Source organism: Mucilaginibacter jinjuensis (genome assembly GCF_028596025.1).
GTDB lineage: Bacteria > Bacteroidota > Bacteroidia > Sphingobacteriales > Sphingobacteriaceae > Mucilaginibacter > Mucilaginibacter jinjuensis.
Map to the genome: position 1 here is coordinate 3,131,243 of NZ_CP117167.1, position 25,292 is coordinate 3,156,534.

The 25,292-nt window shown below is 43.2% G+C and carries 16 protein-coding genes; 7 read left to right on the forward strand and 9 right to left on the reverse strand.

The window, feature by feature from the left end:
- Positions 1–123: 123 nt before the first annotated feature.
- Positions 124–1,857: a GMC family oxidoreductase gene (locus tag PQO05_RS14175; RefSeq protein ID WP_273627972.1), complete on the forward strand. Its 1,734-nt coding sequence runs from the start codon at positions 124–126 to the stop codon at positions 1,855–1,857.
- Between the two features lie 21 nt (positions 1,858–1,878).
- Positions 1,879–2,508 (forward strand): gluconate 2-dehydrogenase subunit 3 family protein, encoded by a 630-nt coding sequence (locus tag PQO05_RS14180; protein ID WP_273627973.1) that lies wholly within the window; start codon positions 1,879–1,881, stop codon positions 2,506–2,508.
- 76 nt (positions 2,509–2,584) lie between these two features.
- On the opposite strand, the gene efp is transcribed toward PQO05_RS14180, so the two are convergent.
- The gene (gene efp / locus PQO05_RS14185) at positions 2,585–3,145 is read right to left on the reverse strand and encodes an elongation factor P (protein WP_273627974.1); all 561 of its coding nucleotides are present in this window, start codon (positions 3,143–3,145) and stop codon (positions 2,585–2,587) included.
- 206 nt (positions 3,146–3,351) lie between these two features.
- On the opposite strand from efp, the gene PQO05_RS14190 reads away from it, so the two are divergent.
- On the forward strand, positions 3,352–3,582 hold the full coding sequence (locus tag PQO05_RS14190; protein WP_273627975.1) for a hypothetical protein: 231 nt from the start codon (positions 3,352–3,354) through the stop codon (positions 3,580–3,582).
- A gap of 36 nt (positions 3,583–3,618) precedes the next feature.
- Here the strand turns inward: PQO05_RS14190 and PQO05_RS14195 are convergent, their stop codons facing one another.
- The 8 genes from PQO05_RS14195 to PQO05_RS14230 form a co-directional block, all read right to left on the reverse strand.
- Positions 3,619–4,098: a group II truncated hemoglobin gene (locus tag PQO05_RS14195; RefSeq protein WP_273627976.1), complete on the reverse strand. Its 480-nt coding sequence runs from the start codon at positions 4,096–4,098 to the stop codon at positions 3,619–3,621.
- Between the two features lie 163 nt (positions 4,099–4,261).
- Positions 4,262–4,654: a VOC family protein gene (locus tag PQO05_RS14200; RefSeq protein WP_273627977.1), complete on the reverse strand. Its 393-nt coding sequence runs from the start codon at positions 4,652–4,654 to the stop codon at positions 4,262–4,264.
- A 93-nt stretch (positions 4,655–4,747) separates the two neighbouring features.
- Complete coding sequence (gene bglX / locus PQO05_RS14205; protein WP_273627978.1) at positions 4,748–6,982, reverse strand: beta-glucosidase BglX; 2,235 nt, start codon at positions 6,980–6,982, stop codon at positions 4,748–4,750.
- A 20-nt stretch (positions 6,983–7,002) separates the two neighbouring features.
- Positions 7,003–8,424 carry a hypothetical protein gene (locus PQO05_RS14210; RefSeq protein ID WP_273627979.1) on the reverse strand — a complete coding sequence of 474 codons (1,422 nt, stop codon included), beginning with the start codon at positions 8,422–8,424 and terminating at the stop codon, positions 7,003–7,005.
- A gap of 18 nt (positions 8,425–8,442) precedes the next feature.
- Positions 8,443–9,924 carry a RagB/SusD family nutrient uptake outer membrane protein gene (locus PQO05_RS14215; protein ID WP_273627980.1) on the reverse strand — a complete coding sequence of 494 codons (1,482 nt, stop codon included), beginning with the start codon at positions 9,922–9,924 and terminating at the stop codon, positions 8,443–8,445.
- Between the two features lie 18 nt (positions 9,925–9,942).
- Positions 9,943–13,131: a SusC/RagA family TonB-linked outer membrane protein gene (locus PQO05_RS14220; protein WP_273627981.1), complete on the reverse strand. Its 3,189-nt coding sequence runs from the start codon at positions 13,129–13,131 to the stop codon at positions 9,943–9,945.
- 272 nt (positions 13,132–13,403) lie between these two features.
- Complete coding sequence (locus tag PQO05_RS14225) at positions 13,404–17,516, reverse strand: hybrid sensor histidine kinase/response regulator transcription factor (protein ID WP_273627982.1); 4,113 nt, start codon at positions 17,514–17,516, stop codon at positions 13,404–13,406.
- A 183-nt stretch (positions 17,517–17,699) separates the two neighbouring features.
- Positions 17,700–18,083, reverse strand: a complete 384-nt coding sequence (locus PQO05_RS14230; RefSeq protein ID WP_273627983.1) for a TraR/DksA family transcriptional regulator — start codon at positions 18,081–18,083, stop codon at positions 17,700–17,702.
- 204 nt (positions 18,084–18,287) lie between these two features.
- Here PQO05_RS14230 and PQO05_RS14235 point away from each other — a divergent pair, with 204 nt between their 5' ends.
- From PQO05_RS14235 to PQO05_RS14250, 4 genes are all read left to right on the forward strand, one after another.
- Positions 18,288–18,863 (forward strand): RNA polymerase sigma factor, encoded by a 576-nt coding sequence (locus PQO05_RS14235; RefSeq protein WP_273627984.1) that lies wholly within the window; start codon positions 18,288–18,290, stop codon positions 18,861–18,863.
- Between the two features lie 125 nt (positions 18,864–18,988).
- A complete protein-coding gene (locus tag PQO05_RS14240; protein WP_273627985.1) occupies positions 18,989–20,122 on the forward strand; it encodes a FecR family protein in 1,134 nt (377 codons plus the stop codon).
- Positions 20,123–20,358: 236 nt separating this feature from the next.
- Positions 20,359–23,862 (forward strand): TonB-dependent receptor, encoded by a 3,504-nt coding sequence (locus PQO05_RS14245; protein WP_273627986.1) that lies wholly within the window; start codon positions 20,359–20,361, stop codon positions 23,860–23,862.
- 19 nt (positions 23,863–23,881) lie between these two features.
- Positions 23,882–25,291: a RagB/SusD family nutrient uptake outer membrane protein gene (locus PQO05_RS14250; RefSeq protein WP_273627987.1), complete on the forward strand. Its 1,410-nt coding sequence runs from the start codon at positions 23,882–23,884 to the stop codon at positions 25,289–25,291.
- Position 25,292 lies beyond the last annotated feature (1 nt).

Genomic DNA, 25,292 nt, shown 5'->3' on the forward strand with positions numbered 1-25,292 from the left:
GATTGCTACATTGAGGGAGTCTTATATTTAAACAACTACATAAAAACTTTACACTCTATCATAAAATAAGATTTTATTGTCGCATTAACATTTTATATTAGGGCACCAATCTATTTATGAATTATGAGTGATTTACAAATCAAAAAATCATCGGCCACGTATGATGTGGTAATTGTAGGTTCGGGCGCAGGTGGGGGTATGGCAGGTTACGTTTTGGCAAATGCAGGCGTAAAAGTGCTGATGCTCGAAGCAGGCGTTTATTTCGATCCGCAAAAAGATTCACAACAATTAAAATTCCCATGGGAATCGCCCCGTCGCGGTGCAGGTACAACCCGTCCCTTTGGCGATTTTGATGCTGCCTATGGTGGCTGGCAGCTGGAGGGCGAACCTTATACCACTAAAGATAATACCGAATTTCAATGGTTCCGCTCGCGGATGCTGGGCGGCAAAACCAACCACTGGGGCCGTATTTCTCTACGGATGGGCCCGCACGATTTTAAATGTAAGGATGGCCTTACCGACGACTGGCCAATTACCTATGATGAAGTAAAACCCTATTACGATAAAGTAGACCGCCTGATTGGGATCTACGGCAGTAAAGAAGGCCTCGAGAATGAACCTGACGGTATCTTTATGGCCCCGCCTAAACCGAGGTTAAATGAGCTATTCATAAAAAAAGGTGCACAAAAAGCAGGTGTTACAGTAATACCCGGCCGTGGTGCGGTGCTTACCGAAGCCTTGCCTGGCAATAAAGACCGCTCGCCTTGCTTTTATTGCGGGCAGTGCGGCCGTAGCTGTAAAATTTATGGCGATTTCTCGGCTTCATCATGTCTGGTGATCCCTGCCATTAAAACCGGCAACTTAAAAGTGATTACCAACGCCATGGTACGCGAAGTAATTACCAATGCCGAGGGTGTAGCCACCGGCGTATCGTACGTTAACAAGGTTGATATGCAGGAGTACCAGGTTAATGCCAAAACGGTGATATTAGGAGCAAGCGCGGCCGAATCTGCAAGGATTCTACTTAATTCACGCTCAGCAGCGCATCCCGGTGGTTTAGCCAATAGTAGCGGGGTAGTGGGTAGGTATATCCATGATTCTACAGGATCAAGTGCTGGTGGTTTTCTGCCGCAATTGCTTGATCGTAAACGTTATAATGAAGATGGTGCAGGCAGTGTGCACATCTACTCGCCCTGGTGGCTGGATAATAAAAAACTGGACTTTCCTCGTGGTTACCATATTGAATATGGCGGCGGCCTGCACATGCCATCTTATGGTTTTGCCAACGGTATCCAGAATATGAATGGGCTGGTACCCGGCCGTGATGGTAAAATGAAAGAGGCGGGAGGTTATGGTGTTGGTTTGAAGGACGATTACCGCCGTTTCTTTGGTGCTCAATTCGGTATGGCCGGACGTGGCACAGCCATAGCCCGTTACGACAATTATTGCGAAATAGACCCGGAGGTGGTTGATAAATACGGTATCCCGGTGTTGCGTTTCCATTACAAATGGAGTAACGAAGAGATTAAACAGGCCAAACACATGCAGGAAACCTTCCAGGAGATTATGCATAACATGGGGGCTATATATGGCGGTCCGCAAGGCCCGGAGACCAATTATGGTTTAGAAGCCCCGGGTAAAATTATCCATGAGGTAGGCACGGTTCGCATGGGCGATGACCCTAAGAAATCAGCCCTTAACAAATGGTGCCAGGCGCACGATTGCAAGAATTTATTTGTGGTTGATGCCGCCCCATTTGTGCAACAAGGCGATAAAAACGCTACCTGGACCATCCTTGCGCTATCTATGCGCACAGCAGAATATATATTACAGGAAAGAAAGAAATTAAACGTTTAACAGTCTCAATAACAATTTATTATGAACAGACGTGACTCCATTAAAGCATTAGGCTTAAGCACCCTTTCGGCAGGATTATTATTAGAGGCCTGTAAAACTGGTGACAATAAAACAGCTGAAGTAGCAGCCGAACCCGCGGCAGATGAAGCCGGCCGCCAGGCTTTTGAAATAGAACGTGATAAGAAACTGCTTCACGCAGAAAAATTCTTCACCCCGGCAGAAATGCTGACCATAACCGTACTGGGCGATATTATTATCCCTAAGGATGAAAAATCGGGTAGCGCATCTGATGTCAAGGTGCCAGATTTTATTGAGTTTATTGTGAAAGATATACCTGAGCACCAAACGCCCATGCGCGGCGGCCTGCGCTGGCTCGATGTACAATGCCTGAACCGTTACGGCAAGGTGTTTACTGACTGTACCCACACCCAGCAAATTGAACTGGTAGATATGATTGCTTACCCCAAAAAGGCCAAGCCAGAAATGGCGCAGGGAGTAGCCTTCTTTAACCGCATGCGTGACTTAACCGCCTCAGGATTTTTTACCACCAAAATGGGATTTCACGACATAGGATACGTGGGTAACGCACCCAACAAATGGACCGGTGTTCCTGATGATATTTTGAAGCAATACGGTATGGAAAACGTATAAAACCTGCATTTTAAACGCAAAAAAGCATTACTTATTTAAGTAATGCTTTTTTTATGTTTTATGGGTGGTAATTGCGTTATTTTACGCGTTCCACGTACTCCCCGGTGCGGGTATCAAGCTTTATTTTATCGCCTTGATTTACAAAAAGAGGAACTTTAATTTCAACGCCATTTTCTGTTGTTGCAGTTTTCAAAGCACCCGAAGATGTGTCGCCTTTAACGGCTGGTTCCGAGTAAGTGATTTCTAATTCTACAAAGTTTGGTGCCTGCGCCATAATCGGTTCTTCGCTCTCGAAAGAAACAATTACGTTCATGCCTTCTTTCAAAAATTTAGCAGCCGGACCGAACAGTGACTTCGGAATATTAAACTGATCGTAAGAGGTGTTATCCATAATTACGAAATAATCACCTTCTTCGTACAGGTATTGGTAATCATTGGTTTCTACACGGCAAATCTCAACCTGCTCGTCGGTAGCCAAACGGGCCTCCACAATTCTTCCTGTTTTAATATTGCGGAATTTATCTAAATAGAACGCCCCACCTTTACCTGGTGTACGGTGCAGAACTTCTATAACTGTTACCAGCTCTCCGTTGAAGCGTAGGATATTACCTACTTTAATTTCAGATGCTTTTGCCATGAAAATATGATTGTATACTTTTTTTGATCGCCAAAGATAGACGCTTTTATTCACACTATTTAAAAATAAATTTTAGGGCTTTTGACTTAAGTAAGCCTGTAGTTTAAGATTAGAGTTAACGGTTTCGTAAAAAAAATCAATAAAGTGAATAAAACAGGTTTGATTAATAATTTGTATATTTAATTACAATTATAACCAATTACATCATGAACAGAAGAATAGGTATCGTGCTCATACTATGGAGTATAGGTGCGCTAATTGGAAGTGGCTATGTGGTTCCTGATATTGAGCATAAAATGGATTTAGGGCCGAGCCTTATTTCTCAAACCCAAAATTCAGAGAGCTGGTGGCCTTATATAGCAGCACTATTGTTTTTTCTCGGGATTGTTTTCCTGCTAAATTCACCTGCGCAACGCAGGGAGCATCAATACCATTAATTATTAACCGATTAGCGATAGCGGCCTTTTTAAAGGTTAAGGAATATATGGGCCTCCGGGTACTCCCCAGCCCCATTTGGGCATTGGTATGTCTTCCGGTTCGTTTGCAATATCCTGATGAGAGTTAATAACGGCTATACGTGTGCCCCATTCCAGGTAGGCCAAAAATGCCGAGCGAAATTCAGGGTCATCAGGCAGGGTTAGTTCATCTGCGGTTTCTAACAACAGCTCCATCCAGCGTTTACGATGTTCCTGGGTTAAATGCCGTGAAAGATGTTTGCTGATCATCTTAAAATGGCTGCCGCCTTCTTCACTGTAAAGTTTTGGTCCACCCAGTACTTCGGCAACAAAATGGGCTACATGCTGGCGGTGCTCGGGAGGCATGTGCTTAAAAACAGGCTCAAGCAAAGGGTCAATAAGTACTTTGTTGTAAAACTCATCAAACAGGTGTTCAAATGCGGGCATCCCGCCCGCCCATTCAAACAAAGTGGGTACAACTATTTTACTGGGTTTCATTATGCGCAAATTTTAGGTGTCAATGCCGGAGAGCTTATTAAAACTAAAATCGTTTAGTATAAAAGTAAAGATATTCATCAGATTATTGGAAAAGAAAATGCCTAACAATCATATTGTCAGGCCTTTTCTTTTTATTGGAAAAATTTCAGAACTCGTGACAAGATCACTTTTTTCTTTCGATCAAGTCCCACAAATTACCGTAAAGGTCTTGAAACACGGCCACTGTTCCATAACTTTCTTCAACCGGCTCACGCACAAATAAAACATCATTGGTTACCATACGGTTATAATCGCGATAAAAATCGTCAGTCTCTAAAAATAAAAAAACTCTGCCGCCACTCTGGTTACCAACTGCTGATTCCTGCAATTCATCAGCCGCTTTAGCTAAAAGCAGGCAACATCCCGATGAACCCGGTGGTTTAATCAATACCCACCTTTTAGTATCCGAAAGCCAGGTATCTTCAACGATGCTGAAATTGAGCTTCTTTACATAAAAATCAATCGCTTCATCATAATCTTTAACTAAAAGTGCGATATGGATAATTGATTGGTTCATCCCGGTATAGCTAATTGTGAATAGCACATAATCAGCAAATAAATTGACTTTTCAATTTTCTAATATTCAAACTTTCAATCTTTTAATAATGTACTATTGAGTCAAGGTAATGGTGTTTTGTAATTTTATATCATCAGATGAAGCACCAATCATCACATGGAAAGTTCCGGGTTCTGCAATCCAATGTTGTTTATTGTCGAAAAATGAAAGTTTGTCCTTATCAATAGTAAAATGAATAATCCTGCTTTCTCCCGGCTTTAGTTTAACCTTTTCAAATCCTTTTAATTCTTTCAGCGGGCGGACTATAGAGGCTACATCATCACGCAGGTATAACTGTGCCACTTCTTCACCTGTATACTTGCCGGTGTTAGTGAGTTTAAAACTTAACCGGATCGAATCGCCCATCTTGATCGTTTCACGATCCAATTTCAGGTCGCTGTAGTTGAATTGGGTATAGCTTAACCCATAGCCGAAGGCGTATTTCGGAGCATTACTTTCGTCGATATAGGTTGATGTATACAGCTTATCCGGCTCGTTATTATAAGGTCTGCCCGTATTGGTCTGTGCGTAAAAGATAGGGATCTGACCCATAGAGCGAGGAAAACTCATCGGTAGCTTACCCCCAGGGTTGTAGGCGCCGAAAATAACATCGGCAATTGCGTTACCTGCCTCGCTGCCTAACCACCACGTAGAAAGTATGGCTTGAGCTTTATCGGCAATGGTATTGAAAATTAAAGGCCTACCGCTCATTAGTACTACAACAACGGGCTTACCTGTTGCTGAAACCTCTTCGAATAATTTCTCCTGATCGCCGGGCAGTTCGATATTAGCCCTCGATTTGGATTCACCGCTCATATCAAATTTTTCGCCCAGCGCCATAATGATCACATCTGATTGACGGGCAACAGCAACCGCTTCGGCTATTTCCTGTTCGCTGCTGTGCATCACACTTCCGCCTTGGGCATATAGTAACTTAGCATTCTTGCTTACTGCGGAATTAATACCATCATATAAACTCACAATGGCAGTTGTATCCTGGTTAACAATCCATGCGCCCAGTAAATCCCGCTTTGATTTGCCAAGCGGACCAATTAGCGCAATTGTTTTCGCCTGCTTAGCCAACGGCAGGGTCTCTGCATCATTTTTCAGCAATACGATTGATTTCCTTGCCACCATTCTGGCTGCGCCACGGGTGCTGGTATCATTCATCACCCGCTGCTCACGGGTTTCGTCCGAAAACTTATAAGGATCATCAAACAAGCCCAATTCATACTTTTTGTACAGGATGCGTTTAACCGCTTCATCAATTATAGTAACAGGCACTTTGCCTTCTTTAACCAGCTCAACCAGGTTTTTGCGATAGGCGCTTGCCTCCATGTCCATATCGTTACCGGCAGATATTGCTTTTAACGAGGCATCTTTCAGGTCTTTAGCGTAGCCCCAGATCACCATTTCGGCTATCGAATTCCAATCGCTCACCACAAAGCCCTTAAAACCCCATTTGCCCTTTAAAATATCGCGCTGTAAATAACTGTTGCCCGTAGCCGGGATACCATTTAATGTATTAAAAGAGTTCATAAAAGTGGCTACACCTGCGTTTAGCGCCGCTTTAAATGGCGGCAGGTAAGTTTGCCAAAGCTCATGGTCGCTCATTTCTACAGCATTATAATCGCGGCCTGCAGTTGCTGCGCCATAAGCTGCAAAATGTTTGGCTGTAGCCATAACGGCATCCGTAGAACCCAAATGTTCGCCCTGAAAGCCTTTTACTCGCGCTTCTGCAATACGGCTACCCAGATACGGGTCTTCACCTGCACCTTCCATCATGCGGCCCCAGCGTGGGTCGCGGGCAATGTCAACCATCGGCGCAAATGTCCAGTGGATGCCCGATGCTGCGGCTTCCCGGGCAGCCAGATGCGCTGATAGCTTGATGGCATCCAAATCCCACGATGCAGCCTCGGCCAAGGGGATAGGGAAGGTGGTTTGATAACCGTGAATAACATCCAGCGAAAAAAGCAGAGGTATTTTTAAGCGGCTTTGCATGGCAATAGCCTGCACATCATGCGTGTTTTTTGCGCCTTTAACGTTGAGCATCGAACCAACCCAGCCGCTTTTAATTTCTGTTTCGAGGCTACTGCGTTTAGCGGTAGCGGGCCCCGTCATGGCCTTGCCCGAATATTGGTTAAGCTGACCAACTTTTTCTTCGATGGTCATTTTCGACAATAACACGTTAACCTTACGGATAATTGCAGGATCTTGCTGTTGTTGTGCCTTAGCGTAATGCAAAGGCAGCAACAATAACAAGGCCATTGAAAACTGGCGTAATTTCATTTCTTAAATTGTAGTAAGGATTAATGCTTTTGGTTATTCCTATTGTCGAAAAATTCAGTTAAACGATAAGCTTGCTGGTTAAGCTCTTTCATCTTTTCAGTTAATCCGAAATACGCTTTGTACATATTATTGAGTATCCCTTTGTTGGCATCTGTATTTGATGGGTCTACATTTTTGTTGGTGGGATCATTGTCCTGGTATTTAAACCAGTGCCAGCCTACGCAGTTACCCGACTCCAATAGCCCGAGTGTGAAGTTTTGATAAAACAGACCGCGTTCCTGCTGTGTTTTTACAACCCAGCCCGCGCCCGAGTAGTTGCCCATGCCCGAGTCTTCCCCCTTAACATACCATTCGGTAATAATAAACGGCTTGCCCGACCAGGCAGTCCAGTTTTTCATATCACCTGTATCGGGTGTCCAATGGTCGTAATAGTTAATGGATAACAGGTCGAGATATTTACCTGCGGCCGTAATTACTTCTTTAACCGTTTTCTCGTACCCATTAAAGCGGCAACCAATATACATGTGGTTAGGGTCGTATTTTTTGATGGCTTTAGATACAATGCTCAGGTAGCGATCAACCACAAAACCCAGAAACTCGTTACGCATCTGGTCGGTAATAGCAGCGGCATCATAATGGTGCTCGTTCAGCCAGTTCTCTGCTGCAATATATCCCGGGTCGGTATGGTCTTTTTTGCCGAGATAATTATCGAGCGATTTACGGTAGAATGGCAGCTCATTGTCCGAAAAATAACCGAACAGGTTTTTCTCATTCTTATTAGCGCTCAGTTGCTTTGCGTATTTATCGCAAAATTTCTCGAACTCCGGGTCGAAAACAAAAATGGCATTGTCCGGGTAACCCAGGTGTCCCGATTGCTGGTAAGCACCCTTATCACGGCCATAACTGCCCATAAAGTCCAGCATTACGGTGTAGGCGAGGGGCTGTGCTTTTTTTACATCTTTCAGCAGTTTATAATCAGACCATGCACCTGCACCATCGAAACCCAATCCGCGCAGCATTTCAGTGGTTTTTAAAGCCCAGTCTTCCGGGTTTTTAAACTGGCTGTCGAACCCAATCTTATTATTTTCAGATTTGCCGATGTTGATGTCATTCATGCCTTTATCCAGAAATAAATAACCATCAGGGTCTACACACCACCATCTGCCCTTATCTTTTATCACATGAAAAAAGCCTGTTGAAGCCACTTTATGTGTAGTGATAGAGCCGTAGGCGTTTAATTGCTCATCGGTACCCGGTTTATAATCTTTTAATGTAGCCAGCGTGCGGGTAGGGTAATCCTTCCATTCACGAAAACCGGGTTTTTGTCCGGTTCCCTGGTTGGATATTTTTGCACTTACTGTAATTGTATATTCATCAGGCGTTTGTGAATATACCCCTGCCGCTAAACATAGCAGGGGTAGTAGAAGCAGCTTTTTTAGCATTACTGTTGTTATTAATTATTATGGGTTTTGTGTCAGTTTTGGATTGATCTGTATTTCGCGCAGCGGTATCGGGAACAACAAGTTGTGCGGTGCAGAGATCTGAATCACATTTGCGCCGTTTTTGGTTTGATACTTGGTAAACGAGGCATTCATTACGGTTATAGCACGGTTGGTCCTCAACAAATCGAACCAACGGTGGCCTTCCATGTTCAGCTCCAGCCTGCGTTCGTTCTCAATAGCCAAACGCATGGAGGCCTGGGTGGCGGTTTGTGCAGGAGTAAGGTCGTTGGTGGTGTTTCCGTAAGCCCTTCTCCTGATGTCATTAACATAGCTAATGGCATTGGCGGGGCCGTTTATTTCGTTCTCTGCTTCGGCATACATCAGCTCTACGTCGGCATAACGAATCACAATCCAGTCGTTATTGCTATCATTGGCATTGGCCGGTACGTCGGTGTACTTTTTGGTGTAGTAATAGTTGGTAGTAACCTTGTTTACAGTGGTAGTGTAGGTACCGATAGAAACAGCTTTGCGCGGGTCGGTAGCCGGGAAGGCATCAACCAGATCTTGCATAATAGAGTTAAAGCCCGATCCGCCGCCAACAGTAGCAATGGTAGAACCACTTTGGTTAGGGATAAACCAGTTAAAGAACGGGCTGCCCGTGCCGTAACCACCTTTGGTATAACGAACCGCGAAGATGATCTCCTTGTTCATCTCGTTGGTGGTAGAAAATATATCGGCATAGTTAGGCAGTAAATCATAGCCCCATGCGTTTGAGCCTTTTGGCAGCAGTTCGGCAAGCTTTGCTTTACATTTAGTGAAATTACCTTCTGTTAAGTACACCTTACCCAGCATGGCTTTAGCAGCACCATTAGTCGCACGGCCCAGATCAGTTGTGGCATAGGTAACGGGTAATACGGATTCGGCATCTGTAAAGTCTTTCTCTATCTGCGCGTAAACATCAGCAACTGATGCCCTGCCGTACGATAAGGCATCATCGATATTGGCTATCTCTGTAGTTACCAGCGGTACGCCGCCCCATATCTGTACGGCGTTAAAGTAGCTTAAAGCACGCAGAAACTTAACTTCGCCGATATAACGGTCGCGTAAAGTAGCCGTCATGTTAACTGCCGGTGCACGGGCTATAATGGCATTACAACGTGCAATACAGCGGTAAAAGCTTTGCCATTGAGTTGTAAGGTTAATATTTTCGGGTGCAACGGTAAACAGGTCGAAATCACCTAAGCCGGCTCCCGATACCAGCGCGTTACTATTGTCAGACGGTACATCGGTAAACAGATACATACCGGTACCGCTTGTACCTTTGCCATAGATATCCTGTAAAGTACCGTAGGCAGCTGTTACAGCCAGGTTAAGTCCGTTGGCATCGGCATAAAGGTCCGTCGTAGAAATTTTGGTTGGGTCCTGTAGTTCGATATAGCTTTTTTTGCATGCAGTTACCCCGAGAGAAAGCAGCAATGCGGTTAAAATATATTTTTTCATTTTTTGTGCTGATTAGAGTTAAAAACCAATGTTTAAGCCGATTGAGAAGGTGCGCGGCAGAGGGTAGGTACCCTGATCGACCCCATAGCGGGGCTGCGGCGATGCAGCAAACACATTAACCTCCGGGTTGTAACCGAAGTATTTGGTGAACGTAACCAGGTTTTCGCCGCTAACAAATAAACGGGCGCTGTTGATACTGAGGCGTTGTAAGGTACGGCCGGTAAATGTATAGCCTAAGTTAACATTGCGCAGGCGCAGATACGAGCCATCGAAAATATTACGGGTTGATACCACGGTGGTTGATGATGGGTTGGTTACAGCGGCCCTCGGCGTCATGCCATCGCCCGGATCGGTTGGCGATTCCCAGCGGTTAAGTGCATTGGTACGCACGTTAAAAGAGCCGTTGTAATAATCGGTATAACGGTCTGAGGCATTCAGGATCTTATTACCATATACACCCTGTAACAGGAAGCTCAGGCTAAAACGCTTGTACTCGAAACGGTTGGTCATGCCGTAGGTAAACTTTGGTAGCGGACTACCGATGTTCACAATATCGCTGGCATCAATTTTACCATCGCCGTTAATGTCTGCATACTTTACATCCCCCGGTACTGAACCACCCGACGCCCATTTGGCACTTGCGGCAACATCGGCAGCATCTTTATAAACGCCGATTTGTTTATAGCCGTAGAAGCTCGAAATGGATTCGCCCGGTACAACACGGATAGAATTGGTGTAGCCGAAAGCTGCATCATAACCTACAAAATTGCCGTCGTCGGTCAGTTTAAGCACCTTGTTTCTGTTGAAAGAAATGTTAGCGTCGGTAGTCCAGCGCAGTTTGCCTTTAAGGTTAACGGTATTGATAGAAAACTCTAAACCATTATTTTGCATCGACCCTATATTGGTGAAAATGCTGGTAGCAAAACCATATATACCGGGTACACCGCGGCTTAACAACAGGTTGTCTGTTAGCTTGTGATAGGCATCAACTGTAAAGTAAATACGGTCTTTCAACAGGCCTATTTCTAAACCGATGTTGGTTGTTTTGCTGGTTTCCCAGGTAAGGTCCGTATTAGCAAGTGATGTTGGCGAAAAACCAAAGGCCGGCGTTGCATTACCGGCACCGAAAACGTAGTTAACCTGTGTGGCATAGCTTTGCGCAGCGAAATCGCCAATGTTGTTATTACCGCTTACACCATAACCCGCACGGACTTTAAACTCGCTGATCACGTCCTGCTTTTTCATAAAGGCTTCTTCGCCGATACGCCATGCGGCAGAGAAAGCCGGGAAGGTGGCATATTGTTTATTGGTACCAAAGCGAGAAGAGCCATCGGTACGGATCGACGCAGTTAAAAGGTATTTCTCCTTATAATCATAATTAGCCCTGAAGAAACTGGAGATCAGTGCGTTTGATGTATAGCCGTAAGTGCCTAAGATGATACCTGCATCATTAGGGTTCTGTACAATAGGGTTAGTAATGGTACCGTTTTGGCCATACTGGCTGGTTTCGTTATAGGTATTTTTTTGGAACGAATAACCCGCAAGGAGGGTAAGATCATGATACTTCCCAAATTTAGTATTGTAGTTTAATGTATTTTCTGATACATAATTGTAATTGATCCCCTGCGTTGTACGTGCCCGTATATTGGTTAACAACGGGTTGTTGATATTTGCCGTAGGGCCGTTATCAGATTGTAATGTGGCTGGTACATACCAATTACGATTGTTCAATATAGCCTCGAAACCAAGGGTTGTTTTGAATTTTAAACCTGAAATGATCTCATACTCCAAACCGGTATTGGATAATAAACGGCCTGTAGTAGTTCTGTCTTTATAAAGATCTAACGTAGCCACAGGGTTATAAGGGTTACCGCTGAATACCTGTCCGGCGGGAGAAAGTATTGTAGTGGCGTTAGAGTAATCGCCGTTAGGTTGACGTACCGGCAGCAAAGGAGGTTGCAATAAGGCGCTGATAACCGTACCGCCCACACCCGAAGGATTGACACCTATACCATTTATCAGTGCGTTATTTAATCCACCGCCGGTAGCTGTTTGATCGTTGGTTGCAAATGAGGGTGCAATGTTGAAGTTAAACTTTAACTTTTTGCTCAATTTGGCATCCATACTGGCCCTCAGATTATAACGGTTAAACTCGGTTGCTTTGATAATACCTGTCTGACTATAAATCGACCCGGTTACATTGAAGGTTACCTTATCTGTACCACCTGATGCCGCCAGTGAGTAAGACTGGGTTACGCCTGTGCGGAAAATCTGGTCCTGCCAATCGGTATTGGGCAGGGTAGACGGATCACTGTTATAAAGTGGCGGAAGTACCTTGCCTGAATTGGCAAAGGCATCCTTTACATAAGCCACATATTCGGGCGTGTTAAGCACGTCTACTCTTTTCGATACATTAGCTATACCTGTATTACCTGTAAAGTTAAATTTGGTAGCACCGGCCTTTCCACGTTTTGTGGTAACGATGATAATACCGTTTCCACCCCGCGAGCCATAAATGGCAGCGGCTGCAGCATCCTTTAAAACCTGGATACTTTCAATATCCGCCGGGCTGATCTGGTTAAAATCATCCGCACTGTTAAGCGGGTACCCATCTACCACATATAACGGGCTGCTACCTGCACCAATTGAACCCACACCCCTGATGAGGATTACCGGCGCTGCACCCGGATCGCCCATTGATTGGGATACCTGTACACCGGCAATTTGCCCCGACAATGCCTCGCCCGGTGTGGCTACCAGGCGGTCTTCTATTTGTTTGGAGTTAACTGCGCCTACCGAGGTAGAGAGCAATTTCTTCTTCATAGAGCCATAGCCCACAACAACTACTTCATTCAAAGAGTGTTCGCTGGTTTTTAAGGATACATTGAGTTGAGTGTTTGTACCTACGGCATGTTCTTCGGTAGTATAGCCGATGAAACTAAAGATCAACACACTGTTGGCATTGGGTACATTGATGCTATAAGAACCATCTGTACCCGTGAGCACACCGGTAGATGAATCTTTTACTTTGATGGAAGCACCGGGCAATACAAGGCCCTGGGCATCGGTCACTTTGCCTTTTACGGTAATGCTTTGTGCATAAAGGGCAGCACTTTGAAAGAGGATAAACATAAAAGCCAGGCACAAGCTGCGATACAGCAAAGCCGGTTTTAACCTTCTTAAAAATAATAAGTATAATACCTTCATAATTTGGATTTGGGTTTAATAATTGGAGTGTTTAATCGTAAAGAGTTAATTCATTTTTGTGGCGTGCAAATGCAATGCGCACTTTCAGGGTTCGCTAATGGTCCATCTGTATTAAAGTTTAAAAACGTTAAAAAATGCGGCAAAGGCCGTTATAATTGGATGGTCAAAATTGTGGAATGGGCAAAGGAAAGCAGGCCAAAAAATGACTTTTTTAGGGGGCGAAAAAGACTTATTTCGATTTTTAAACCGTTATTATCGGGTTTACGCGGCTTTTATGATGCCGAAGAGATAATAGCCGAAGGAGATTGGCCATACATTTTTTTAAACTCCTGGCTAAAATATTTGCGGTCGTTAAAGCCAACTAATGCCGAGATCTCGCTAACGCTCAGTTTTTGCTGATGTAATAAATCGTTAGCTCGTTTCAAGCGCATGGATTTGATAAAATCGGCGGGAGAGAGGTTGGTTAATGCACAGATCTTTTTATAAAGCACAGACTTGCTCATGCCGATCTCGGCGCCTAAGGCAACTACACCAAATTCGGGATTTTCCATATTGGTTTCGATGATGTCCATCAGTTTCTGGATAAAATGTTCATCGGGGTTATTGAGTAATACCTGTCTTGGGTGTAAAACCAATTGCTGGCTAAATTTCTTCCGCATCAGTTCGCGGGAGGCCAGCAGGTTGTTGATGTGTAATTCAAGCAAACGGGTGCTGAATGGTTTGGTTAGGTAAACATCAGCGCCGGTTTGCAGGCCGTTTACCTGATGTATGTGCGTGGCCAGTGCGGTTAGCAGAATTACCGGAATGTGGCTCGTGCGCTCGTCCAATTTAATTTTTCTGCAAAGTTCCAGCCCGTCCATTACCGGCATCATTACATCGCTGATAATAAGGTCAGGGATGTGGTTAATGGCATAATTAAAAGCCTGTGCGCCATCTTCAAATGCGGAGATCTGATAGCCCGGCAGCGATTCGGTTAAGAACCTGCGGATTTCGGCATTATCTTCGGCCAGTACTATAGAAGCAGCTTGTGTGTTTGTTTTTATTGGGGACGGCGTGTTCAATATATCAATTTCCGCTTCGCGCCTGAATGAGGCCACATTATCGGCTCCCGATCCATCCCCGATTAAATGAACATTATTTGAAGGCGTAAAATTAAGCGGCAGTTTTACTGTAAATACCGTAGATCCTTTTTGCCCTGAATGTTGTGGCGTACTTTTAAAGGAAACACTGCCACCATGTAGTTCAACAATACTTTTAGAAAGCGCAAGCCCGATGCCCGTACCCATGTTCGATTTTCCATCACGTACCTGGTAAAAATTGGTAAATAGCTTAGCCTGGTGTTCTACAGGCACACCTTTACCGTTATCGGCAATGCTAATGGCAAAGCCATCAATAGATTGAGATAGGGTAACCGTAATATGTCCATGATCCGGCGTAAACTTAAAGGCGTTGGATAAAAGATTAAAAAATACCTTTTCCAACTGGTCGTGATCGATGTATAAACTGGTGTCTGTTGCTTCGGCTATAAAATCATATTGGATGTGGCGGCTCTCGGCCTGCGACATAAAGGAAAGATAAATCTCCTTCACAAATGATGTAATAGCAAGCGGCTGTACATATAAAACCATGTTGCCGGTATCGGCCTTTCTAAAATCCATCAGTTCGCCAATTAGCCGCAGCAGCCTTTCCGCATTGTTTTTAATTTGCAGTACCTGCCTGTTAACCTGCAGGTTTTCCATGGTGGAATTGTATAGGTTCTCTACCGGACCAAGAATAAGCGTTAGCGGCGTACGGATCTCGTGCGAAATATTGGTGAAGAAATCGAGCTTCATTTTGTAAAACTCTTCCTGGCGCTGGTTTTGCAGGTGTTCGTTATACAAATCGCGCTCCAGCCTGGCACGGATCTGGAAGAACTCAACAATTTTATAGAACAGGAATGCAGCGCTAAAAATATAAATAAGGTAAGCCCACCATGTTTCCCAAAGTGGGGGAGTAATTACAATTTCGAGCGTACGGCCTTTGTTATTCCAGTAACCATCGTTATTAGAGGCTTTAACTGTAAATGTATAATGGCCCGGCGATAAGTTGGTGAAACTAACCTCTTTCTGGTTCCCGTTTAATAACCATTCTTCATTGTTTTTAAGCCCCGCCATTTTGTAGGCATAAACATTTTTATCAGGGTTGATGAAATTGAGGGCCGAAAATTTAATGGTTAAGTTGTTTTGATCGTAGGCGAGTTTAACCTTCGGGCTTTCATTAACCGGCAATACCAACACTTCATTTTTACCGAAAGGCACGGCCTTGTTATTTATATCAAACCCGGTCAGTAAAATATCAGGTGCGAATTTGTTTTTGATGATCCTGTCGGGAAAAAATGTGGTAATGCCGTTCATGCCACCAAACAAGATCTCGCCCTCGGGCGTGCGATAGGCCGAGTTAACCAGGAATTGGTTGCTTTGCAGCCCATTTGCTGCATTGTATTTGGCAATGTGGTAATTACCCTTTGCAAGTGGAAACGCGGCATTGCCAAATGTTAGTTTAGAAATGCCATTATTAGTGCTCACCCAAAGCGCGCCGGAGTTATCGCCGATAATGGAGGCTATTACATCATCCGTTAGCCCATCTGTAACACGTACCGGGTACATGCGGGCGCTCTTTTCGTCAAGATAATTTAACCCGCCGCCATCGGTGCCAATCCATAAACGGTTGTGCTTATCAATAAATAAGGATAGCACATTGTTGTTGCCAAGCCCGCTATTTTTTCGCCTGTACGATTTAAAGGTGTGGGTACGCCTGTCGTATCTGTTCAAGCCATTCTGCGTGCCTATCCATAAGGCATCGCCCTGGCTCGCAAGGCAGTTGATGTAGTTATCATCCAAGCCTTCAGTGCCACCTGCATTAGCGGTTAGCTTTACAGATTCTGTTCCGTTATAATTAACAAGTTTAAGCCCCGCTCCGTTAGTGCCTACCCAAATGCCTTCTTTGGCAGCAAGCAGCGCATTAATGAGTTTAGTGCCGGTTTTATTATTGATGGTTTCGAGCTTAATATGGCTGAATGTACCCGTGCTGCGATTAAATTTAAAAAGCCCTTCTAAAGTGCCAGCCCACAAATTATTCAGTGAATCAATCAATACCGATTTTACTTCATCGCTGGCCTCACGCTCCTTCGTGTCCGAAACCGTAAAATACTTTGCGGTATTGTTTTTACGGTTAATATAATTTAAACCACCGCCGAATGAGCCTACCCAAATGCCGCCATCCTTATCGCCGGTAATAACCTCGGCCAGAGGTTTACTGAGGCCGATATTGTTGCCCACCTTTTCGCCAATATTGGTGAAATTTGAATTGCCCGGATAGTAAATATTAAGTCCGCCTGAGTAAGTGCCTATCCATACATTGCCGGTATGGTCTTCCATTAAACTCCAAACAGAGCCATCGCTTAACGTGCGCGAATCGGCAGGGTTGTGGTTATAATTGGTAAAGTTTTTGGTATCGGGGTTAAAGATCGACAGTCCGTTACGCGTACCGATCATCACCTCATTGCCCTTTATCAGTATATCGTTAACCAGGTTAGAGGGGAGGCTTGCCGGGTCATTAACCTTGTTAACATCGTTTACGCATGTGTTTTGTGTGGGGTTGTAAATAAATAACCCGCTGTTTTCTGTGCCGAACCAAAGGTTGTTGTTATTATCCTGCTTAATTACAATGATTTTTGCCGAAGCGAGGGTTTTATTTTCGCTAACAACAGCGGGCAGGGGTATAATACTGCCGGTTTGTGGGTTAAACCGTTTTAAACCTGTGCTTATACCGGCCCAAATGGTTTCCCGCTTATCTTCGGCCAGGGCGTATACAATCCCCTGGTAAAGTTCGGGTTGCTGGTTTTTCCAGGCCTCTACAGTTTTTAATGATTTGGCATCGGCTGATACAAACTTGACACCTTTAAACGTGGCTACCCATAATTTATTAAAGTTATCCTGTTGTATGGCAGTAATAAAGTTACCTCCACCCTTAGCAGTCGACAGGCCCACGTGCTGAAAGGTTTCGGTGTTTTTATTGTAACGATTAAGGCCGCCACCGGTGCCTATCCATAATATGCCTGCGCGATCTTCATATAGCTTATTAATTCGATTATGGCTGATAGCCGTAGGAATGGCATCATTAGGGCGGAAGTTTCTGAATGTAGTACCATCATAACGCGATAATCCGCTCCAGCTACCAATCCAGATATACCCGCTTTTATCCTGCAGCATGGTAGCAACAGGGCTTTGAATCAAGCCATCACGATAGCTGATATGCCTGAACCTGATAGCCGGCTGTTGGCCATGTAGCTCGCCGGCAAGCCAGACGGTAACCATCACGAAAATAAATACGAACCTTGATCTCATTGCGGTACAGACCCAGCAACCCTGTTTATAAATGGATTATTCGTTCAAATTTATAATATTAATTGAATGGTTAAAACATTATAGTTCCTATAGATCAGTTACCTTAAAATCTTGATTTATAAAAAAAGGCCGTCGATCGACAGCCTTTTTTTATAAATGAGTTTGAGTGTCCCCTCAAAATATTTAAGCCTGTTTAAGCTTTGCTTCCATAGTTTGTGTGGTATGTGGCACTGCACGCAGTCGCTCTTTGGGTATTAGTTTCCCGGTAGAACGGCAAATGCCATAAGTTTTATTGTCAATGCGCATCAACGCGGCTTCAAGTTGCTCTATAAATTTTTTCTGGCGTGCGGCTAATTGATTAATCTGTTCCTTTTCAAACGTTGCCGATCCATCTTCGAGCGTTTTGCCGGCAATGGCAGCATCATCGCCATTTGAGTTGGATGCGCTTAATGTGCCCGCTAAATCATATAGCTCTTCGCGGGCCATATTGATCTTACCTTGAATTAAATCCCTAAATTCATTTAGTTCAGTATCGGTGTACTTGGTTTTGGTTGTTTCCTGTTGCATGATTCGCTCAACAAATATTTAGCTAAATAGTTGTCAAAAAGTAACAAAAAATATCGATAATTAAAGAGGGAGGTAACTATTTGTATTGCTTAATTCAAATAAATCAAATCCGGCTATCTTTTTATCTTTTGCAACATCGGTATTACCTAATGTTCTGCTCGATCTGTATTTCGTTTATAAATCGTTATATTCGTGTTAACAAATATGTCTCTTACAAAGATTAGTGATGATGAACTGATTATCCTGCTGAAGGATAATAGCCACGCGGCATACGCGGAGCTTTATCAGCGTTATTATCGTTTGCTTTTTGTACATGCTTATAAGCGCCTTAAAGATGAGGAGCAAGCCAAAGATATTGTACAGGAGTTTTTTGTATCCTTATGGGACAAGCGCGAAACCATCGCGATGCGATCAAGCCTCGCGGGGTATTTCTTTACGGCAATTAATAACCGCGTGGTCGATTATTTTCTGCACCAGGAGGTAGAAGAGAAGTATATCTCTTCATTTGCCGGATTTCTGGCTACCGAACAGGTTAAAACCGATCATCTGGTTAGAGAAAAGCAGCTACAGGCTTTTATTGAAAAAGAGATTGAGCAATTGCCGCCGAAAATGAAAGAGATTTTCCAGTTAAGCCGTAAAGAAAATCTTAGCCATAAGGAAATAGCCGAAAGATTGTCAATTTCTGAAAAAACTGTCGATCGGCAAGTGTCAAATGCTTTGTTTAGGCTCAAAACAAGGTTCGGTATATTCGTATTCCTGTTGTTTCTTATTAAATTTTAAGTATTTGTTCTGCTTTGCAGATAAAAACATAAAAATTTTAAACTTTTTTATGTTTTCATCTACATGTAAGGCCTGTAGTTCCTCGTCATAGCTTTAAATAATGTCAGAATTATTTATTTGATACTATGCTATACGAGAAAGCTAAAGAACTACTAATAAAATACAAAGCAGGAAATTGTACCGATGCCGAAAAGGCACTGGTAGAAAAATGGCTGTTTCAATACCAAAATGAAGATCTTGATCTGTCTGATGAAAGGATCGAGACTATAGGGCAGGAGATATGGCTTAACCTGCCTAAGCCACAATTAAAAATTGTTAAGAAATCTTTATGGCTGCGTGTAGCCGCTGCAGCTACTGTGCTGTTGTTTTTATCGGTAGGTTTATATTTTATGTTTAATGGTGCCAGCTATGGCCCTCACGCTGTAGTATATAAAACTGATATTAAGCCCGGTGCCAACACAGCGATACTAACCCTGGCCAGCGGTAAAACTATTGAACTAACAGGTGCCAAAAATGGCGAACTGGCGAGCGATGGCAACGCTGTTATTAGTAAAGCTGCTAATGGAGAGGTTGTATATCATATAAAGGATACAACGAATGAGAATCAATTGGCCTATAATACGATGGCTACGCCTCGCAGCGGGCAATATCATTTGGTACTGGCTGATGGTACTAATGTTTGGCTAAATGCCGAGTCGTCTATTAAATATCCTACAGTTTTTTCGGGTAATGAGCGCAAGGTAGAAATTACTGGTGAGGCTTATTTTGAAGTAGCCCATAACGCAGCCAAACCTTTCAGGGTGGTTACAAAAGGGCAGGTAGTAGAAGTTTTAGGCACCCATTTCAACGTAAATGCTTATACAGACGAACCTGTTATTAAAACTACCTTATTAGAAGGCAGCGTTAAGGTAACCCAAAACCAAAATACAGCTATGTTAATTCCGGGTCAGCAGGCACAGGTTAATGGTGGTGCCGGCAATGCCGCAATCAAAGTTATTGAACATGCTGATACCGATGAGGCAACAGCCTGGAAAAACGGCTTGTTCCAATTCAACAAAGCAAGTATCGAATCTATTATGCGCCAGGCAGCGCGCTGGTATAATGTAGAGGTAAGTTATAGCGATAATAAAAAGCCGGTTAAAACCTTTACCGGTAATATCTCCAGAAACAGCAACCTGTCTCAGTTGCTCGAAATATTAAGTTATACCGGAAGCAGGTTTGAAATTGATGGCAAAAAGATAATTGTAAAAACAGAATAAACTATTTAGTAACCCTAATGCTCACCCTTTAAACATTGAAAAAAATGATAAGATATTTACGATCCCAACTCTAATCTCTTCTAAATAAGGAACTCATAAAAAAGCCGAAAAGTGGTGGAACACTTCCCGGCAAATATTTGAGCCAACCCTATCCTGCCTTTGGTTTCAGCGTAAAGCAGGAGTTAAACTATTTGAATACAGATTAACAGACATTAACCCAAACATTTACAAAAGTAATGAATTTTAACGCTATCTCTATAGCCATGCCCAAGGTATGGCTTCCCCCTAAAATATTGTTGGTTATGAAAATAACTACGTTGCTATTGATAATAGGTTTTACACAGGTAAGTGCAGCAGCGTTTAGTCAGCGTGTTACGCTTAGTGAGAAAAATGCTTCGCTCGAAAAAGTACTGAAGATCATTAAAAAGCAAAGCGGCTTTTTAATGTTTTATAATGATCAGGACCTGAAAAATGCAAATAAGGTAGATGCTGATTTCAAAAATGCCAGTGTTGAGGATGCCCTTAACAGTTGCTTTGCTAACCAGCCTTTAAACTATTCGATAATAGACAGAACTATTGTTGTACAGAAAAAGGATGCTTCTGTTTTTGATGCACTAAAAAGCACGCTTAATATTTCGGTAGGTATTAAGGGCAAGGTAACTAACGAAAAGGGGGAGCCTATGCCCGGCGTTACCGTACGTGTTACCAGGGGCGGTAAATACGTTAACAAAGCAGTATCAACCACTAATGATGGTAGTTATTATGTAGATGCCGCTCAAAACGACGTGCTGATATTTAGTTACGTTGGTTACAAAAACAAAGAAGTTACGGTTTACTCGCAAACACCAATTAATGTAAGCCTCGAACCCGAAGTTTCGGGCTTAGAGCAGGTGGTAGTGGTAGGGTATGGTACTACTAAAAGAAAGGACCTTACCGGTTCTGTTTCATCTATCGATCCAAAAGAAATCAGAGACGTACCCTTCGCCACATTAGATCAGGCTTTGAGCGGTAAAGCTTCTGGTGTACAAGTGGTACAGGGAGATGGTTCACCCGGTGGGGTTGCCAAGATCCGTATTCGTGGCGGTACTTCAATTTTGGGTGGTAATGATCCGCTTTATATTATTGATGGTGTACAAATCACGGTTCAAAATAAATACGTTTCAAGCCCTGGTGATGTTGTCAACCCGCTTTCTGCAAACGATAGTAATGGTGGCGCCATCAGTGGTGCATTTGCCCGTGGCCTGAATAGTTTAGGTGGCCTAAACATCAATGATATTGAGAGCATCGACATTTTGAAAGATGCATCAGCTACTGCAATTTACGGTTCTAAAGCAGCCAATGGTGTTGTTATTATCACTACCAAGAAAGGTAAGTACGATCAAAAACCATCTATCGAGTTAAATTATTACGCAGGGGTTTCTACGCCGAAGAAAGAAAAGTTACTTGATGCTGATCAGTATAAAATGATTATGCACGAGGCCGCGCAGAATTTAAGCACAGAGCTAACCAACAATGGTAAACCAGCCAACTCAATAGCGACCAGTATATTAACTGACCCTAATTTTTTAGGTAACGCTAATACAGATTGGCTGGATCAGGTGTTGCGTAATAGCTTTAACCAAAATATTGATTTATCGGTACGTGGCGGCGGTCAGGCATCACGTTACTACACTTCCTTATCATACACTGATCAGGATGGTGTAGTTAGAGGTACTGATTTTAAGCGTATATCCGGTAAAGTAAACCTGGATAACATTATTACACCAAAACTGCGCATTGTTAATAATATCGATTACGGTTTTACTACTTCTGATGTTAACAACGGCGCATATACACAGGCTTTACTTGCTCCGCCAACGTTTGCCCCTTATAATGCAGATGGTTCTATTAACACCTTTACTGGCGATCAATTGGGTAGTTATGCATCGAGCGGTGTGCAAAACCCTTTATCGTTACTTAAAAATAGTATTAACCAGGGTAAAATTGCTGCTGTATTAGGTTCTATGTCGTTGGAGTATGATATATTAAAAGACCTGAAGTTTAAAAGCATTGCGTCAATAAATTATCAGCAATACCATCAGCACGATTATACGCCAAGTACTGCACTGGTTAGGGGCGATGCAGGTTCTACTTCATCGCAAAACGGTATAGCCTCGCAATCACAAACAGAATCTACCACGTTCTTATTCGAAAACACATTAAGCTACAATAAGCAGTTTGATGATAATAACCGTATTGATGTTGTAGCCGGTACATCGTGGCAGCAAGATAAAAGCAATACCTTCCAGGCATCAGGCCAGGGCTTCCCGGATGATCAGGTGCTGACAGATCTATCATCAGCGGCAGTAGTACTGCCACCGCAATCGTATTCATCACAAAACTCATTACTGAGCTTTTATGCACGTGCAAACTATGCTTTCAAAGACCGTTATTTATTAACGTTCACAGGCCGTTCAGATGCTTCATCTAAATTCCCTGCGGCTAACCGTACAGCATTCTTTCCATCAGGTGGTGTGGCCTGGCGTTTATCGCAAGAAAGCTTCCTTAAAAAGGTGAGTTGGATCAATGACCTGAAAATACGCGCAAGTGCGGGTTATACCGGTACCCAGGACATTGGCGATCACCTGTTCCGTACGCTTTATACACCCGCCTCTTATGCCGGAACCAACGCTTTAGTGCCATCGCAATTGGGTAACAATACTATTAAATGGGAATCTACCTTGCAAAAAGATGCCGGTTTAGATTTTGCCTTATTTGATTCGCGTTTAAGTGGCGATATCGGTATTTACCAAAAAAACACTTCCGGTTTGTTATTTAACCAGGCTCTTGCGCCAAGTTCGGCTTATAGTAGTGTTATTGCCAATATTGCTGATATCAGAAATAGGGGTTTAGAAATTGAACTGCACGGCGACTTTATCCGCGGTAAAAGATTTAACTGGAGCGGTGCTTTCAATATCTCATTTAACCGCAGCAAGGTTACCAACATCAACCAAAACTTCTCGGATCCTAACGAATCGGGTACTTATCTTGGCAATACCATTATCAGCGAAGGGAAACCTCTTGGCTTGTTTTATGGCCAGCAGTTTACCGGTATCATCAATACACCTGCCCAGTTAGCGGCATACAAAAAGCAATATTCGCTTTATCCTTTCATTACCCCGTACTTAAATATTGGCGACCCGATGTATAAAATGTCGCCTTACGGTTTTGTAAGCAGCAGCGAAATTATTGGTAACGCAGAACCTAAGTTTTTTGGTGGCTACACTAATACTTTAAATTATAAAGGTTTATCGCTAACAACCTTATTCACATATTCTTATGGTGGTAAAATCTTGTACCTGGCCGATATCAACAATCAAAAGGTTACCGATTTAACCAACAAAGGTATTGCGATACTGGGCAGATGGACACCTGATAACACCTCGGCAGATCGCCCTCGTTTGGTGTATGGACAGCAAGGTAATATCTCAACAGCAAGTAATGATATTTACAATGGATCGTACCTCAAATTAAAGTCGGTTACGCTGGCTTATCAAATCCCGAAACAATTAATGGATAAATGGAAAATGCAGTCGGCATCGGTTTACATATCGGCTACCAATCTATTTACAATAACCAAATATCCTGGTCCAGACCCAGAGGTAAGTAATGATCCATACAGCTTAATAAGCGGGTATAGTGATGCTGCTGCTTATCCAACGGTTAAACAATTTTCACTGGGTTTCAGAATAGGTCTTTAACAATTAATTGATTAAACAAATGAACAAGAGATTTATATATCCTATACTAACAGTTGCGCTGCTATCGCAATATGCCTGTAAAAAGCAATTGGATGCCTTGCCAACAAACGCCAAAGTAGAAGGTAACACTATAACAGATCAGCCGAGTGCCAATGTTGCCCTTAACGGCGTTTATTTCAGGTTTGCAAATGCCAGCAATACTGCCACAGATTGGACTAATGATAAAGTAATGCCATCGCTGTTTGCGGGTTATCTTGGTTCTGATAATGGTGCATCTAATAACGAATCAGATGTATTTGGCGGCACAGTATACACCAGCGAATGGGCTCGTTATTATAGCTTAATTAATGCCGCAAATGGCGTTAATGATGGGGTACAAAAACTGGCCGACAACAAATTTACTGCTGGCCGTAAAACCCAAATCCTGGCCGAGGCACGATTTTTAAGGGCTTTCGGTAGTTTTAAATTGCTGAGCTATTTCGGTCAATGGTTTGATATTAACAGCCCGCTGGGTATTATCATCGAAGATCAGTTTAACACGCTTACCAACATTAACCTGCCGCGCAGTACGGTAAAAGATAGCTACACCTTTATATTAAGCGATCTGGATTATGCTATTGCCAACGCTGCATCAACCAGTGTAAACATCAATGCAAATAAGTGGACGGCCATGGCGTTGAAAATGCGCGTATTGTTAAGCAGAGGGCAGGGCGACGATTATGCTCAGGCCATTACATTAGGAAATGCGATTATCAACGGTAGTCCTTATTCATTAGAGCCCAATGAAAAGGATATATTTTATACCAAGGGTTTGGCTAGCAATGAGGTGATGCTGGGTGTGCAACCGCAGGCTAACCAGGAGCTGTATTACTTAAACGTGAGTAATACTTTTATCAAAGCATCTGCTTTTTATATCGCAAAACCAATGTTGTATAATTTGCTTAAAAACGACCCGCGTTTAAGCTGGGTTGTTGGCCCGGCTGTAGATGATAATTATTATTTTATCAAATATATAACACCTGCTAAGCAATCAACCGTAACGTCAGAAGTTGCTTATGCTTTCCGCCTTTCAGAGGTGTATTTAATGCTCGCCGAGGCAACAGCACGCTCTGGTGGTGATTTAAATGCAGCCAAAACAACGTTGAAAACTGTAATGAGCAAAGCCGGTGTAACTGATTTCTCTACAGTTGACGCAGCTACTACTGCTGCCGATGTGGAAACCCAGATCTATTATGAATACGCACGCAATTTTGTGGGCGAGGATGGCATAGAGTGGATGGCATTATTGCGTTTGCCTTTAGCCACTGTAACACAGATAAGGCCTACCATAACCAGCAAGGTGCAATACATTTTGCCTATACCTGATAGCGAGTTTATTAATAATCCAAATTTCGGGGCACAAAACACCGGTTACTCTAAACCAAATTAAT

Excerpts from the sequence above, each read along its gene's own strand:
- PQO05_RS14220 (WP_273627981.1), bottom strand. The coding sequence starts at position 13,131 with ATGAAGGTATTATACTTATTATTTTTAAGAAGGTTAAAACCGGCTTTG.
- PQO05_RS14225 (WP_273627982.1), bottom strand. The coding sequence starts at position 17,516 with ATGAGATCAAGGTTCGTATTTATTTTCGTGATGGTTACCGTCTGGCTT.
- PQO05_RS14235 (WP_273627984.1), top strand. The coding sequence starts at position 18,288 with ATGTCTCTTACAAAGATTAGTGATGATGAACTGATTATCCTGCTGAAG.
- PQO05_RS14175 (WP_273627972.1), top strand. The coding sequence starts at position 124 with ATGAGTGATTTACAAATCAAAAAATCATCGGCCACGTATGATGTGGTA.
- PQO05_RS14240 (WP_273627985.1), top strand. The coding sequence starts at position 18,989 with ATGCTATACGAGAAAGCTAAAGAACTACTAATAAAATACAAAGCAGGA.
- PQO05_RS14210 (WP_273627979.1), bottom strand. The coding sequence starts at position 8,424 with ATGCTAAAAAAGCTGCTTCTACTACCCCTGCTATGTTTAGCGGCAGGG.
- PQO05_RS14190 (WP_273627975.1), top strand. The coding sequence starts at position 3,352 with ATGAACAGAAGAATAGGTATCGTGCTCATACTATGGAGTATAGGTGCG.
- bglX (WP_273627978.1), bottom strand. The coding sequence starts at position 6,982 with ATGAAATTACGCCAGTTTTCAATGGCCTTGTTATTGTTGCTGCCTTTG.
- PQO05_RS14200 (WP_273627977.1), bottom strand. The coding sequence starts at position 4,654 with ATGAACCAATCAATTATCCATATCGCACTTTTAGTTAAAGATTATGAT.
- PQO05_RS14195 (WP_273627976.1), bottom strand. The coding sequence starts at position 4,098 with ATGAAACCCAGTAAAATAGTTGTACCCACTTTGTTTGAATGGGCGGGC.
- PQO05_RS14180 (WP_273627973.1), top strand. The coding sequence starts at position 1,879 with ATGAACAGACGTGACTCCATTAAAGCATTAGGCTTAAGCACCCTTTCG.
- efp (WP_273627974.1), bottom strand. The coding sequence starts at position 3,145 with ATGGCAAAAGCATCTGAAATTAAAGTAGGTAATATCCTACGCTTCAAC.
- PQO05_RS14245 (WP_273627986.1), top strand. The coding sequence starts at position 20,359 with ATGAATTTTAACGCTATCTCTATAGCCATGCCCAAGGTATGGCTTCCC.
- PQO05_RS14230 (WP_273627983.1), bottom strand. The coding sequence starts at position 18,083 with ATGCAACAGGAAACAACCAAAACCAAGTACACCGATACTGAACTAAAT.
- PQO05_RS14250 (WP_273627987.1), top strand. The coding sequence starts at position 23,882 with ATGAACAAGAGATTTATATATCCTATACTAACAGTTGCGCTGCTATCG.
- PQO05_RS14215 (WP_273627980.1), bottom strand. The coding sequence starts at position 9,924 with ATGAAAAAATATATTTTAACCGCATTGCTGCTTTCTCTCGGGGTAACT.